Origin of the sequence: Ammoniphilus sp. CFH 90114, from assembly GCF_004123195.1 — a bacterium.
In the GTDB taxonomy this organism is placed as follows: domain Bacteria; phylum Bacillota; class Bacilli; order Aneurinibacillales; family RAOX-1; genus YIM-78166.
Map to the genome: position 1 here is coordinate 518,461 of NZ_SDLI01000002.1, position 14,490 is coordinate 532,950.

Genomic DNA, 14,490 nt, shown 5'->3' on the forward strand with positions numbered 1-14,490 from the left:
ACAAACCATGAAAATTGGGATTACTTGTTATCCGACGGTTGGAGGTTCAGGAGTTATCGCAACTGAGCTGGGAAAACTCTTAGCAGAAAGAGGACATATCGTTCATTTTATTACGTCGGATATGCCTTTTCGGTTAGGAAAATTTTATCCAAATATTTATTATCATGAGGTTGAGGTGAATCGCTACAATGTGTTCCGATATCCGCCTTACGATCTAAGCCTTGCGAGCAAAATGGCGGAGGTGGCTCAGACAGAGAAGCTAGATCTGCTGCATGTTCACTATGCTGTCCCTCATGCTATTAGCGCTTACCTAGCAAAACAGATGGTGGGAGATCACTTGAAGATCGTAACAACCCTCCATGGGACGGATATTACGGTGTTAGGATATGACCGTTCCCTTAGCGATATGATTCGTTTTGGTATTGATAAGAGCGATAGCGTGACCGCGGTATCCCAGGATCTTATTGATCAGACGAAGCAGTTGCTGGGTGTCCAAAAAAACATCGAGAAAGTATATAATTTCGTGGACAAGAGAGAGTATTACCCGCGAGATATGAAAGACGTAAAGCAACAAATAGCCCCAAATGGGGAGAAGATAATCATTCATGTATCAAACTTTCGTCCCGTAAAGCGAACACAAGATGTAGTGAAAGTATTTGAGAGAGTCCGTGCGTCCATGCCAGCTAAGCTTCTGCTTATTGGTGAAGGGCCTGACACGCAAATGGTACGACAGTTAGCTCAAGATATGGGTTTGATCGAAGATATACGTTTCATGGGAAAACAGGATAACCTGGCTTGTGTTTATTCTCTGGCGGATTTGTTATTACTTACCTCCGAGAAGGAAAGCTTCGGCTTAGTTGCACTTGAGGCGATGGCCTGTGGAAAACCCGTCATTGCAACGAAAACAGGGGGAGTGCCAGAGGTTGTTGAGGAAGGGGAGACAGGTTATCTTCTTTCGATAGGCGACATTGAAGGGATGGCAGAGAAGGTCAAGCTGCTTTTGAATTCAGAAGAGCTCTATGCCCGGTTCTCTAAGCAATCTCTTCATCGTGCCTACCATATGTTTTGCCAGGAGAAAATTGCAAGACAATATGAAGAGATCTATGAGAGATTAGTCTATGGCGAAGTCCAGCCATGTTCCCTTTAGTCTATCTTCGGGTCTGGAGAGACTGAAATAATTTAGTCAATAAAACTAAGACCCCAATAAACACGCGCATTTCTGCTCACCTCCTCTCTTATCATATTGTGCACAGGAAAAGGAGGTTACTTATATGGAAGAAGCTGCAAATGAACTGCTATCCATCCTCGAGACTAACGGATTTGCGGCCTACAAGGTAGGAGGATATGTTCGGGACAAGCTGCTCGGACTTCCTATTAACGATATAGATGTGGCAACCTCTGCTACACCTGACCAGGTTATGAGTGTTTTTCCTAAGGTCATTCCCACAGGAATAAAGCATGGTACGGTTACAGTGGTGTGGCGTGAACAGCACCTAGAAGTTACGACCTTTCGAAGAGAGTTAAACTACGTGAACCACAGACACCCCGGTGAAGTGGAATTCGTACAAGATATTTCAATGGACTTAGGACGGCGCGACTATACCATCAATGCCATGGCCATGGACAAACGGGGAAGGTTAATAGATCCTTATGAGGGGCAAAAAGACCTGTCCCAAGGAATCCTTCGAGCAGTGGGAAATCCTTTGGAGCGATTTGAAGAAGATGCTTTACGAATCCTCCGAGGACTAAGATTTAGTGTAAGATTTGGGCTGCATATTGAGAAGACAACTTGGGCAGCTATGATGGAGTGCAGTCACCTTTTAACTTGGATTTCAAGGGAAAGAATTAGGGATGAAATTGTTAAGATGATTGAAGGAACTCACCCAGCATCCGCAATCGATTTGTTAGCTACTAAGGGTCTACTACCCTTTAAGGATTGGAGCACAAGGTTGGATAGTTTGACCTCTCACGATGGAGGTGTCTGGTTAGAAGAATGCACGAATCCAACCTTGAGATGGGCAGCTTTATGTTACCATGATCCAGTGGATGAAGTTCAACAATTTTTCTCTCATTGGCGGTTTCCAAACAAACAATATCAAGCTGTAGCTACCTATCTTCGAATTGCACATACTCCGCTTGCCGGGGAGCGGGAGGCAAAGAAACTACTCCTTCTCTATGGAATGGAGAAGGTGAGAGAAGGAAGGATGCTTTCTTATGTCTTTTCCCCATCCATGGAATCCGTTCCGTTCGAGCACTTGGAGAAATGGAATGAACAATTAAACTTACGTCACATAAAGCAGTTAGCTGTTACAGGTGAAGAGCTTGTCCTTGTTTTTCAGAAGCGACCTGGCCCTTGGATCAAGGAATCCCTGCAGTACCTCTTCGAACGTGTGGCAATAGACGGCATACCGAATGACCGAGAGTACCTGTTGCAGGAAATAAGAAAGGTTAAGGATCAAAGATGAAGAAAGAGATATTGAAAATGTTTAAAGAAGCAAATGGAGAGTTTGTTTCTGGTGAGAACCTCAGTCAGGCTCTTAATTGCTCTAGAACGGCCATATGGAAGCACATTGAAGAGCTGCGTGAGGAGGGTTATGAGTTTGAGGCGGTACGACGATCAGGGTATCGTCTTCTCTCTATTCCGGATGTGCCTTATCCTGCAGAGGTGAAGGAGGGATTACAAACAACGTCATTAGGCCAGGAGGTGCACTTCTTTCCCACGATAGATTCTACACAGCATAAGGCACATGGTTTAGCAAAAGAAGGTGCGAAAGAAGGGACCGTCGTCATTGCAGACGAACAAGTTGGTGGGAAGGGCAGGCTTGGACGTGTTTGGCATTCTCCTCCAGGAACAGGGATTGCGTTAAGTATTCTACTCCGTCCCCAGTTAGAGCTGCATCGCTGTCCCCAACTTACCTTACTGGCGGCTGTGGCGATTGTGGAGGCGATACAAGAAGAGACGAATCTCCCTGCCCAGATTAAATGGCCAAACGATGTCCTGCTGAATGGCAAGAAAATCTGTGGGATTTTGACAGAGCTGAACGCAGAGTCGGATCGTATTAACTATTTAATTATTGGAATAGGCATCAACGTAAATACTCCATCTTTTCCCGAGGAAATTGGACAGATTGCCACTTCACTCATGCTTGAAAAGCAAGCACCGATCAGAAGGGTAAAGCTCGTCCAGAATTTCCTCGAAAAATTGGAGAGGCTGTATCAGCTTTACCTTACTGAAGGATTTGCTCCGATTAAGAGACGATGGGAATCCCATGCGATCTCGATTGGAAAGAGAGTCATCATTCGTCAGATAAGTGGAATGATGACCGGACTCGCTTTAGGGATTGACGACGATGGAGTATTATTAGTGCAAAAGGACGATGGAAATATAGAGAAAGTCTATTCCGCAGATATAGAATTGGGTTGATCTTTAGGGTAATTCTGTTATACTAATGGCATATTGGCTGTATCCTTTTATGGGAAGGAATAGCACAATCACAGTTCTCATGCAAATAATATCTTTTATATCTAAGCATGCTAATTTACAAGTCTGCTCTGAGCCTGTTAAATGGACCGAGACAGAAGAATCCGTGCGACTTCAAGGCACGGCATGCCTCTGTATTGTTATGTCCACCCCACAGGTTATTGATTGCTCCTGTGGGGTATTTATATTTTAGTTTGGCGCTCAGAAGAATGGGGGAGCACATGGCAACGGATCGAGTGTACTCGACATCCACTTTTCGAGAAATGAAAAAAGAAAAAGAACCTATTGTAATGGTAACAGCATACGATTATCCTTCCGCTAAACTAGCCGAGGAAGCAGGAGCGGAGATGATCCTCGTAGGTGATTCTCTAGGTATGGTAGTGTTGGGGTATGATTCGACGATTCCAGTAACACTAGATGACATGGTTCATCATACCAAAGCGGTTACTCGCGCCGCGAAACGTGCTTTTGTGGTTTCAGATCTACCTTTTATGACGTACCATCTCAGTGCAGAGTCTACGCTTCGGAATGCAGCTAGACTCATGCAGGAAGGTCTTGCGAAGGCAGTGAAATTAGAGGGAGGAAAAGAGCTCTGTCCGGTTATTCAGCAGTTAGTAGCAGCTGGGATACCGGTGGTTGGGCATATCGGTTTAACTCCACAATCGGTTCACCAGTTAGGTGGTTACAAGGTACAAGGACGATCCGTTGAGGACGCAGAAAAACTAATGGAGGATGCGCTAGCTCTTCAGGAAGCAGGGGTTTTTGCCATCGTATTAGAATGTGTCCCTCATCAACTAGGTACTTATATATCGGAACGTCTTGACATTCCAACCATAGGAATTGGGGCGGGAGCTGGATGTGACGGCCAAGTATTGGTTTTTCATGATATGATTCAATATGCGAGTTCAATTCGACCCAAATTTGTGAAGGCATTTGCTCAAGTAGGTGAGCAGATCTCAGCCGCGATTTCTCAATATAGTATAGAAGTGAAACAACGAGCGTTTCCAGCAATGGAACACAACTTCTCGATGAAGGAAGAAACGATCAAAGAGTTATATGGGGAGAAGTGTACGCCATGAACATCGTAAAGACAGTAACTGAACTACGTTCATGGACAGCAGAACAAAGGGCAAAGGGAAATAGGATTAGTTTTGTTCCAACAATGGGTTACCTCCACGAAGGTCACATGAGTTTGGTTGATCTTGCCAAACAGCATGCAGATGTCGTTGTCATGAGTATCTTTGTCAATCCCTTGCAATTTGGCCCGAATGAAGATCTTGAACGCTACCCTAGAGACCTAGAACGCGATCAGGTGATGGCCGAGAAGAGGGGGGTAGATCTCCTGTTTGTCCCGGATGTAAAGGAAATGTATCCTCAAGAAACAAAAACAGTCATTCAAGTCAAGGGAGTCACGGATCGCTTGTGTGGTGCTTCGAGACCTGGTCACTTCGACGGAGTGGCAACAGTAGTCTGCAAACTGTTTAATATGGTCCAGCCAGATAGTGCTTTCTTCGGGCAGAAAGATGCTCAACAGGTCGCGGTCATTCAACAGATGGTGCAAGACCTTAATATACCGGTTCAAGTGATTCCTTGTCCCATTGTTCGAGAAAAAGATGGTTTAGCGATGAGCTCCAGAAACGTGTATCTTAAGGAAGAGGAAAGAATACAAGCCCTTTCCCTTAGTCAATCTCTGCAAGAGGCTCGTGATGCTTACTCAAAAGGGAAAACACCAGCAGAGATTCGTGAACTGATCATAGCTAGAATTAGCAGTCAGCCTTTAGCGGATATAGATTATGTGGAAGTTTTAGCTTATCCGTCCCTAGAACCTATAGAGGAATTTGGTGACACGTCTTTCCTTATTGCACTGGCTGTAAGGTTTGGTAAGACAAGACTAATAGACAATTTAATGATGACGTAGGATAAAGGGAGAGAACAGCATGCTGCGAACCATGATGAATGCTAAGATACACCGTGCAACCGTTACTGAAGCCAATTTGAACTATGTAGGCAGCATTACGATTGACACGGACTTGCTTGAAGCTGTGGATATACTGCCTAATGAGAAGGTACAAATTGTTAATAATAATAATGGCGCCCGTTTAGAAACTTATGTCATTGCAGGTCCGCGTGGAAGCGGTGTGATTTGCCTAAACGGAGCGGCAGCAAGGCTTGTTCAACCAGGTGATAAGGTGATTATCATCTCGTACTGCCAAGTAGCGAATGAAGAGGTCAGAAACCACAAGCCTAAAGTCGCGATTATGGATGAAAACAATAAAATTATAGAGATGTTAGGGGAAGAAATTCACGCTACCATCTACTAAAGGAATGCGGCCTAAAAAAATAGGCCGCATTTTTCTTATGTTTCAGGAAAAAATAGTAGGAAATATGAAAAAGGTGGTTCCAATTTATGCTGGTTAAACACCTCTTTTGCTCATTAATGGAACGATTAGATGGAATCGAAAAAGATTGGTCCGAAACAAACTCGTCATCTGTTCAGGAGAAGCTCATTCAAGAAGTGATGGAGCTTCGCAAGGTTAGCGATGATATTTTGGATCAATGGCTAATATTTGAAGAACGCATGACGAAGCTGCAAAGTCGAGTGCAGGGATTCCAAGTAAACAGTAACAATTTGGATATGGAAATAGCTGAGATGTCTGACGAAGTTGCTGAAAAGATTTTTAAAGAAATCATGAACTTAGAACATAAGCCTACGAATAAACCAGAAATGGTGAGTGTTTTATCTGGCTACGCTGCTCACGCTTTCCGTAAGGGGCAAGGCTACTACAACCTCCTTATGTACGGGCAGGCGGCAGAGCATTTTCGAGAAGTCTTAGACGAGGATCCAGAGCTTGATGTAGCAAGGTTATATCTAGGCTTTAGCCATATGATGAATGGAGAATGGGAAGAGGCAGAAAATCAATTGCGCTTTGTAAGTAGAACGACTGAAAACCGGTTGCTTAAGGCAACAGCTCTAAATGCCTATGGGTCTCTGTTAGCTGGCTTCGGGAACTCAGAACTGGCCTTGTTCCAGTTTGAAGGAGCTATAGAAGCCTATCCGAAGCTTCGAGATCCTTATTTCAACAAGGCTTTAGTCATGATGAACTTAGAGCAGTATCAAGATGCCTTACCCATTTGGAAAATGCTGGCGAACGAGTTTAAGGATGATTGGGAGATCTACCTACAATTGTCTAAATGCTACCAAGAAGAGGGAATGACTGACGAGGCTGAACAAACATTAACTGAAATTATTCAGATATCACAGGATCCAGACCTTCTGTGGCAGGCTGGCCAAAGCTTTGAGAATCTGCGGCAGTTTGGAAATGCCACAGTGTGTTACCGACTTATTCTTGAGCGAGACCCTGAAAATGCCGCAGCTTGGCACGGTCTTGGCTGGAACATGTGGCATGCAGAAGGACTTCCTGTAGGGATTAATTATATCAAGAAAGCTATGTCACTTTCCCCAACTAATCCTGATTATCAATTTTCTTATGGCTGGATTATGCACCATATTCAGGACTATGAGGAAGCACAGAAGGTTTTTAAACAGATTCTCGAACAAGAAGGTAGGTATCCTCTTGCAATAGCAGGGTTAGTTCATGTTCACATGGCTAGGCAGGAGTGGAATGAAGCAGAAACTTACGCTTATCAATTAATCTCGGACATGCATGCTCCAACAAGAGGATTGGGGTTGTTGCAATTAGGAAAAGTAAGTTTAACTAGAGGAGACTACGCTACTGCTCAAAAACATCTAGAGCAATCCATTCAAGAGAGTCCTAATATGCCCGATAGTTATCTTTGGCTTGGTCTATCACGATATATGATGGGAGAAAAGGACGAAGCTTTGCGCATTTGGGAGTATACGCTGTGAATCGGTTCAGGTTGTGGTATGATGAGGACAAGCTTCTGCGTATGACCGTACGCTAAATGACCTGAGGTGAACCGATTGAATAAGTTTTTAGTGGTTGATTTTGAAACTACGGGAAATAAGTCAAAGGATGGCGATCGTATCATCCAGATAGGTGCCGTTCTTATTGAAAATAGGGAAATCATATCCCAATTTTCTACATTAATTAATCCAGGGATTCCAATTCCTGCTTTTATACAGCAATTAACTCAAATTAATGATCAGATGGTCGAGGAGGCTCCTGTTATTGAAGAGGTTCTGCCGGAGCTCCTCAAGATACTCGACGGATCGGTGTTTGTTGCACATAATGTCTTTTTTGATTTGGGCTTTCTACAGCATGCTCTAGCCGATCATGGTTACCTTACCTACTCGGGTCCCATAATAGATACGGTTGAATTATCACGGCTACTCCTACCTAATCAGTCGGGATATAAACTTTCGGATTTATCTACCGAGCTGGATATAGAACACGAGACCCCGCATCAAGCGGATTCTGATGCTATGGCAACTGCTCATATCTTCTTGTCCCTCCTTGATAAGCTCGACCGTCTCCCATATTTAGTTCTCCAGCGTCTAACGGATTTAACGAAGGGATTTTCCTCAGATGTTCCTGAACTATTGGGTCATATTGAACATCGGCGCCTTCTTGAGGGTAGATTGGAGGAAGAGGGGCAAGAAATTGAAACCTATAGACAGTTAGCCTTGCGAAACCGGAACCCATTTCATGTTGATCGTTATGAAGCAGGGCTTACTTACGAATATGAAGAATTCCTTCAATTATTGCAAAACAAACTGCAAGAAGAATTTGAGCAGTTTGAGTGGCGGGTGGCTCAACAAGAGATGATGGTTCAGGTTTTCCATGCGTTCTCTCAATCCAGGCATGCCTTAATCGAAGCTGGAACGGGTACAGGAAAATCGTTGGCTTACCTTATTCCGTCCCTCTATTGGGCGAAGAAAACCGGAGATAAAGTTGTGGTAAGTACTCACACCATTCAATTGCAGGAACAACTATATACTCGTGACCTTCCTTTGCTTCAAAAGCTATTTAATTCAGATGTGGATGCTGCTTTATTAAAGGGGCGCAACAATTATCTTTGCTTGCGCAAATATGAACACAGTCTAAATGAGATAACAGATAACTTCGATGTACAGCTCTCTAAAGGTCAGATCTTGATCTGGTTAACCGAAACCGAAACGGGAGACGTAGAAGAAATCAATCTGCCTCCAGGCGGACAGATCTATTGGAGACAGGTGCAAAGTGATACTCACTCTTGCTTGAACAATCAATGTCCGTGGTTTTCACGTTGTTACTATTTTTCAGCTAGACGAAAAGCACAGGAAGCAGATCTCATTATCACCAATCATTCCTTATTATTTACCGATATGAAAGCAGAACAGAGATTGCTGCCAAACTATAATTATGCGGTAATTGATGAAGCCCACCACTTTGAGGATGTGGCAAGTCATCATTTGGGCCTGTCTTTAAGTTCTCTGCAAGTAGAGAATTTCTTGTCGGAATTGAGCTCCGAGCGTGGTACTGGAATCCTCGATAAGCTAGAGAAGGAGTTATCCATGCTTGCCCAACCTTCTAATGTGGAAGAGGAGCTTAAAGCTTGTTTGACTCAATTGCTAGATGGAAAGGATTATGTCCGAGACTGGTATACTCGTCTGTACAATTGGGGTGTCCGCACGGCCAAGGAAGGGACAGAAGCAGGCAGGCTAGTCAAACGCTTCTCTGCGACAGATTGGTCCGAGAAAATGGCTTTAGGGGCCCATAAGGCAGCGACATATGTTACAGAATGGATTCGATCACTTGAGCAATCTCTTGATCGGATCTATATTGGGCTGCATGACAATAAGGAACTGCCATTCGTTTTTCGCGGATTGCTAACGGATTTACACGGTTCGATCAGAGCAGGAGTTGGCATTCGGCAGTTGATACAGAATTTAATCTTACAACCAGAAGAAGAGCATATTCACTGGATGGAGCTTGATACGCGGACCAATCGTAAAACGGTTTTCTTATACCGAGTTCCCATTGATGTCGCGCCTCTTCTTAACGAGCAATTCTTTTCACGTAAAGAAAGTGTAGTCCTAACTTCTGCGACCTTAAGTGTGAATCAATCCTTTTCTTATTCTTTAAAGAGAATGGGGCTAGAAGAAACAGAAGTTTCCACCATCCAGCATGCATCGCCTTTTGACTACCGAAGTCAGACTCTATTCTGTGTGCCGTCAGATGTCCCTGCCCTGAAGTCGGGCAGCGATAGGGAGTTTGTCCAGCATCTGATTGAATCTTTAGTGAAGCTAGCCCGTGTGACTGAAGGGAGAATGCTTGTTCTCTTTACTTCCTACCAGATGCTTAGACAGGTTTATGAGCCGTTAAAGGAGATACTAACTGCCGAGGGGTTAACCATCCTTGGACATGGAATGGATTCAAGTAGTAGAAGCAAACTCACTCGTTTGTTCAAGCAGACACCTAGGTGTATCCTGCTTGGAACAAGCAGCTTCTGGGAAGGGGTGGACATACCGGGGGAGGCCCTATCCTGTCTAGCGATTGTACGCCTTCCGTTCTGGCCTCCTAATCACCCTGTGGTGGAAGCCAGAAGTGAGTATATCAAGAGCAATAGAGGAAATCCTTTTATGGATCTATCTGTCCCGCAAGCGGTCATACGATTTAAGCAGGGTTTCGGTCGGTTAGTCCGTACGGCGAGGGATAAAGGAGTTGTCATTGTTTTTGATAAACGGATCGTGGAAGCTAGGTATGGGCAGTATTTTGTGAAGTCCTTGCCAGAAACACCTCTTCATTTCCGTTCATTAGATGATCTATTGCCCATGATTGATGAATGGTTAGGGTAATAAAGATGACATAAGATCAGGGTGATACTAGGATGAATAAGTTGCTGACTGTGATAAGCTTACTCTTTTTCCTCTTCTCAGGGGAGGGGAATGCTACAGATCGCAGCCCCCATCCCCCATTGCCCGATGAGCAAGACTTTGAGGGAATTGCTGTACATTATCTTGCCGTTTCTGAGGGAGAAGCGAGCCTCATTAAAGGCACAGATGGGTTTACGATGCTTATTGATACGGGGTCAATGAAGAGTGGATCTGAGGTGGCAGATTTATTGGAACAGCATCAGGTAAAGAAGATTGATGTTCTTATTCTTACCGGTGGGATGAATGATCATATTGGAGGGACAAATGAGATTCTTGAGCGCTTTCCAGTAAGTCAAGTTCTTGTTCCTGCCTTGATTCAAGATACGATATTAACCAAGATTCATGTTCCGATAAGAAAATTAACGGCGATAGAAGAGGGACAAACCTATGAGTGGCCCATGTCGTTGAAAATGCGGGTTCTCCATCCTACGGAGCCGTTATCCTTGTCACCACAAGCCAACTCACTCGTTTTTCAGTTGATCCATAATCAAGTAAAGTTCTTGTTTACGAGCGATATTAATGAAGACGCAGAAAATGAATTACTTGAAAAATACAACGTGAAATCTCAGATACTAAAAGTTAGTGATAGTGGAAGCAACCAAGCCTCAAGTCCTCCATTTTTGGAGAAGGTAGATGCTCATGCTGCGATTATCTTCAGGAATAAGTCGGGAGCTGAGGGATTTGACGAAGTGATTGAAAGACTAAATGAGACATGGATCGATATTTATCAAACCAGAACACATGGCACAATTAGTGTTTTTTCCAATGGAGAAGATTATCGGATCGACCGGGAAAAGACGAAAGGATATTTTGATGCAAAATAAGCACTCTATAACCAAAGGAGAGTGTTTAAAAATATGCATACCATGTGGAAAGGATCCATTAGCTTTGGTCTTGTAAATATACCTGTAAAAATGTTCTCCGCCACTGAAGATAAAGATATTCGCTTCCGTCATTTGCACAAAGAGTGCGGAACACCCATTAAATACGTCAAAATGTGTCCATCCTGTAATCGTGAAATTGAAACGGCAGAAATTGTAAAAGGGTACGAGTACGAAAAAGGTCGCTTCGTCATCATCCAAGATGAAGATATTGAGGCGATCACGCCCGAAACTCGAAAAACCATAGAAATTCTTGACTTTGTAAGTCTAGAGCAGATTGATCCGATCTACTTTGACAAAACTTATTTTTTATCACCGAATGAAACGGGAGATAAGGCTTACACATTGCTTCGGGAAGCCATGAATCGCACAGGCAAGATTGCCATTGCTAAGATTACCATCCGATCCAAGGAAAGCTTAGCTGCCGTCCGGTTATATCATAATTGTATCGTGATGGAGACGATCTTCTACCCGGATGAGGTCCGGTCGATTGAACATGTTCCAGGACTTCCAGGAAAAGTAGAACTTAATGAATCAGAGATGAACATGGCTGTTCAGCTCATTGAAAACCTTGCGACAGATTTTAATCCTGAAAAGTATACGGATGAGTATCGCTCTAAACTCACAGAAATGATTCATGCGAAAATTGAAGGGGAAGAAATTCAGGAAGCTCCAGAAGCGCCTCGCTTAGGCAAAGTTGTTGACCTCATGGCGGCTCTTCAGGCCAGCATCGAGGCGACGAAGCAGGACAAAGCCCCAGCAGCAGGTACTGCAGAGGCAGCTGAAGCCAAGGAGCCTGCTAAAAAGCGCCGTAAAAAGGTTACCGTCTAAATATGGTAAAAGCTGCCTCGTAGGAGGTGGCTTTTTTTGCATGGACCCGAAGGATTTAGGTAACAATCAAGGTACAAGTATACATTTACCCGAGGGAGTTGTCATGAAAAGAGAAGAATTTGAAATTGAAGTAGAAGGCCGGATGGTCAGAATTACGAATCCTCAAAAAATCATGTGGCCTGAAGCTGAGATTACCAAGTTTGACTACATACGCTATCTGATTGAGGTGGCACCCGCTATGCTGCCTTACTTGACGAATAGGTTGCTAACCACGATTCGGTATCCGGATGGAATCCATGGGAAGTCTTTTTACCAAAAGAACATACCGGACCACGCTCCAGAATGGATAAAAACCCATACATGGAGAGACACGAACTATATTGTTGCCAACGATCTTCCCACTCTCGTTTGGTTGGGGAACCAAGCCTGCATTGAATTGCATGTGGCCTTTAACCATTATCAGAAGGAACGGTACCCAACGGAACTCGTTTTTGACTTAGATCCCATGGATCTTGACGATTATACTCATGTGCTGGAGATTGCTCTTCTTATACAGGAAGTTTTACAATCTCTAGGCTTATTTAGTCAGCCCAAGACCTCGGGAGCATCAGGGCTACAAATCTATATTCCCATAGAAGTGAAGTATACTTTTGAAGAAGCGCATATGCTTAATAAGTTTATTGCTCATTATATAGCCGAACGCTTTCCACAAAAGGTGACCATTGAGAGATTGGTGAAAAATAGAGGGAGTAAGCTCTATTTTGATTATATTCAGCATGGGGAAGGCAGGACGCTGCCTGCAGTCTATACTCCCAGAGCAAGAGAGGCGGCCAGCGTTTCTGCTCCGGTAAGCTGGGATGAAGTGCGATTGGGATTTCATCCTAAAGATTTCACGATTCAAACGATGAAAGACAGATTGGAGCGGGCAGGAGATTTGTTTGCTTCCATTACGGTGGAAAAGAAAAATCAATCCCTTGATCAGCTTCTAGAATTTCTAAAACAAAAAGTAACTTGACTTGAGGTTTTCAATTTTGCTTAAATGAACCATGGGATATGTGCAAAGGAAGGGAGTGGAATTAGTTGAAGAAGATCGTTGTTGGCGGCACCATCGTTACGGTGAATGAACAGAATGAAGTAATTACGAATGGCGCACTTGTTTTTGAAGAGGGAAAGATTACATACGTAGGCGAGACTCCAGAGGATCTCTCTGGTTACGGTGAGATAATCGATGTAAAAGGGTCTATTGTGATGCCAGGTTTGGTGAATACACATGGCCATGCTGCTATGTCATTGCTTCGGGGGTATGCAGATGACCTGCCGCTACAGGAGTGGCTAGAGACGAAAATGTGGCCGCTTGAAGGGCAGTTTACATCAGATCACGTAAAGTGGGGAACCATGCTCTCCATCATCGAGATGTTAAGAACGGGTACTACGAGTTTTGTGGATATGTATGACCATATGGATCAAGTGGCAGAAGCGGTTGAGAAAAGCGGGATGCGAGCTAGCTTGACCCGTGGAGTCATCGGATTATGTCCGGGAGACGTTCAGAAGGCAAAGCTTGAAGAGGCAACTGCCTTCGCTCGCAACTGGCATGGACAAGCAGGCGGTAGAATTACTACGATGATGTCTCCCCATGCCCCCTATACGTGTCCGCCTGACTACATACGCCAGATCGTGGAGAAGGCTCATGAACTGGATCTGCCTGTACATATTCATATGTCAGAATCTCTGCGAGAAGTAGAGCAGAACGTCAAGGACTACGGACTTCGCCCACCTGCACATCTTGACAAGCTTGGAGTGTTTGAACGACCAACCCTAGTCGCTCATGCCGTCCATCTTACCGATGAGGAAATAGACTTGCTTGCTGCAAGGAAGGTAAAGGTGTCTCATAATCCGATTAGTAATCTAAAATTGGCAAGTGGAGTGGCTCGTGTTCCAGAACTGTTGGCTAAAGGAGTTACCGTTTCCTTAGGCACCGATAGTTCAGCTAGTAACAATAACCTAAACTTGTTTGAAGAAATTAAGATGACAGCCTTGTTACATAAAGGAGTAAGCTACAATCCTGTTGTCGTCCCTGCAGAGGAAGCATTGCGAATGGGGACTCGATATGGGGCAGAATCCATGTTTATCGGAGATCAGACAGGAGCATTAGAAGTTGGGAAAAAGGCAGATTTTATCGTGATAAGAACCGATCGATCTCATTTCCATCCTTTCCATGATCCGGTGTCACATCTTGTTTATGCTACTTCAGGATACGATGTCCATGACGTTTATGTAGATGGTGTACAGCTTGTTTCTAAAGGGCAATTGCTAACCGTAGACGAAGAGCAGGTCATTTTTGAGGCGAATCGGATGTTTAAATTGCTGAAAAGGTAAAAAAGTCCCCCGGGGGACTTTTTTAATTCATAGGTATAGGTAGGTTGATTTTAGTCACACTAATGATGGAAGATTTGATACTG

12 protein-coding genes are annotated in these 14,490 nt (G+C 44.0%); all 12 read left to right on the forward strand.

The genetic code is table 11. The features are described from left to right. Positions 1-7: 7 nt before the first annotated feature. The 12 genes from bshA to EIZ39_RS07410 all read left to right on the forward strand — a co-directional run bounded on the left by bshA (position 8) and on the right by EIZ39_RS07410 (position 14,407). Positions 8-1,147, forward strand: a complete 1,140-nt coding sequence (gene bshA / locus EIZ39_RS07355; RefSeq protein ID WP_129198961.1) for an N-acetyl-alpha-D-glucosaminyl L-malate synthase BshA — start codon at positions 8-10, stop codon at positions 1,145-1,147. 124 nt (positions 1,148-1,271) lie between these two features. Then, a complete protein-coding gene (locus EIZ39_RS07360) occupies positions 1,272-2,465 on the forward strand; it encodes a CCA tRNA nucleotidyltransferase (protein ID WP_129198963.1) in 1,194 nt (397 codons plus the stop codon). Then, entirely contained in the window at positions 2,462-3,424 is a 963-nt protein-coding gene (locus tag EIZ39_RS07365) for a biotin--[acetyl-CoA-carboxylase] ligase (RefSeq protein ID WP_129198965.1), read from the forward strand. Before EIZ39_RS07360 ends, EIZ39_RS07365 begins: the two co-directional genes overlap by 4 nt. Before the next feature lie 278 nt (positions 3,425-3,702). After that, on the forward strand, positions 3,703-4,560 hold the full coding sequence (panB, locus tag EIZ39_RS07370; protein ID WP_129198967.1) for a 3-methyl-2-oxobutanoate hydroxymethyltransferase: 858 nt from the start codon (positions 3,703-3,705) through the stop codon (positions 4,558-4,560). After that, entirely contained in the window at positions 4,557-5,399 is an 843-nt protein-coding gene (gene panC / locus EIZ39_RS07375) for a pantoate--beta-alanine ligase (RefSeq protein WP_129198969.1), read from the forward strand. Before panB ends, panC begins: the two co-directional genes overlap by 4 nt. 19 nt (positions 5,400-5,418) lie before the next feature. Then, the gene (gene panD / locus EIZ39_RS07380) at positions 5,419-5,802 is read left to right on the forward strand and encodes an aspartate 1-decarboxylase (protein WP_129198971.1); all 384 of its coding nucleotides are present in this window, start codon (positions 5,419-5,421) and stop codon (positions 5,800-5,802) included. 86 nt (positions 5,803-5,888) lie between these two features. Further along, positions 5,889-7,349 carry a tetratricopeptide repeat protein gene (locus tag EIZ39_RS07385; RefSeq protein ID WP_129198973.1) on the forward strand — a complete coding sequence of 487 codons (1,461 nt, stop codon included), beginning with the start codon at positions 5,889-5,891 and terminating at the stop codon, positions 7,347-7,349. 75 nt (positions 7,350-7,424) lie between these two features. Next, positions 7,425-10,241 (forward strand): ATP-dependent DNA helicase DinG, encoded by a 2,817-nt coding sequence (gene dinG / locus EIZ39_RS07390; protein WP_164984951.1) that lies wholly within the window; start codon positions 7,425-7,427, stop codon positions 10,239-10,241. A gap of 32 nt (positions 10,242-10,273) precedes the next feature. Further along, a complete protein-coding gene (locus EIZ39_RS07395) occupies positions 10,274-11,143 on the forward strand; it encodes a ComEC/Rec2 family competence protein (RefSeq protein WP_129198977.1) in 870 nt (289 codons plus the stop codon). A 33-nt stretch (positions 11,144-11,176) separates the two neighbouring features. Further along, positions 11,177-12,031, forward strand: coding sequence for a non-homologous end joining protein Ku (gene ku / locus EIZ39_RS07400; protein ID WP_129198979.1), 855 nt, complete (start codon positions 11,177-11,179; stop codon positions 12,029-12,031). A gap of 40 nt (positions 12,032-12,071) precedes the next feature. Then, positions 12,072-13,046, forward strand: a complete 975-nt coding sequence (gene ligD, locus EIZ39_RS07405) for a non-homologous end-joining DNA ligase (protein WP_240675727.1) — start codon at positions 12,072-12,074, stop codon at positions 13,044-13,046. 65 nt (positions 13,047-13,111) lie between these two features. After that, the gene (locus tag EIZ39_RS07410) at positions 13,112-14,407 is read left to right on the forward strand and encodes an amidohydrolase (RefSeq protein WP_129198981.1); all 1,296 of its coding nucleotides are present in this window, start codon (positions 13,112-13,114) and stop codon (positions 14,405-14,407) included. The last annotated feature ends 83 nt before the right edge of the window (positions 14,408-14,490 follow it).

Coding starts and splice junctions, on each gene's coding strand:
- EIZ39_RS07360 (WP_129198963.1), top strand. CDS start 1,272: ATGGAAGAAGCTGCAAATGAACTGCTATCCATCCTCGAGACTAACGGA.
- bshA (WP_129198961.1), top strand. CDS start 8: ATGAAAATTGGGATTACTTGTTATCCGACGGTTGGAGGTTCAGGAGTT.
- panB (WP_129198967.1), top strand. CDS start 3,703: ATGGCAACGGATCGAGTGTACTCGACATCCACTTTTCGAGAAATGAAA.
- panD (WP_129198971.1), top strand. CDS start 5,419: ATGCTGCGAACCATGATGAATGCTAAGATACACCGTGCAACCGTTACT.
- EIZ39_RS07385 (WP_129198973.1), top strand. CDS start 5,889: ATGCTGGTTAAACACCTCTTTTGCTCATTAATGGAACGATTAGATGGA.
- panC (WP_129198969.1), top strand. CDS start 4,557: ATGAACATCGTAAAGACAGTAACTGAACTACGTTCATGGACAGCAGAA.
- ku (WP_129198979.1), top strand. CDS start 11,177: ATGCATACCATGTGGAAAGGATCCATTAGCTTTGGTCTTGTAAATATA.
- EIZ39_RS07395 (WP_129198977.1), top strand. CDS start 10,274: ATGAATAAGTTGCTGACTGTGATAAGCTTACTCTTTTTCCTCTTCTCA.
- EIZ39_RS07365 (WP_129198965.1), top strand. CDS start 2,462: ATGAAGAAAGAGATATTGAAAATGTTTAAAGAAGCAAATGGAGAGTTT.
- ligD (WP_240675727.1), top strand. CDS start 12,072: ATGGACCCGAAGGATTTAGGTAACAATCAAGGTACAAGTATACATTTA.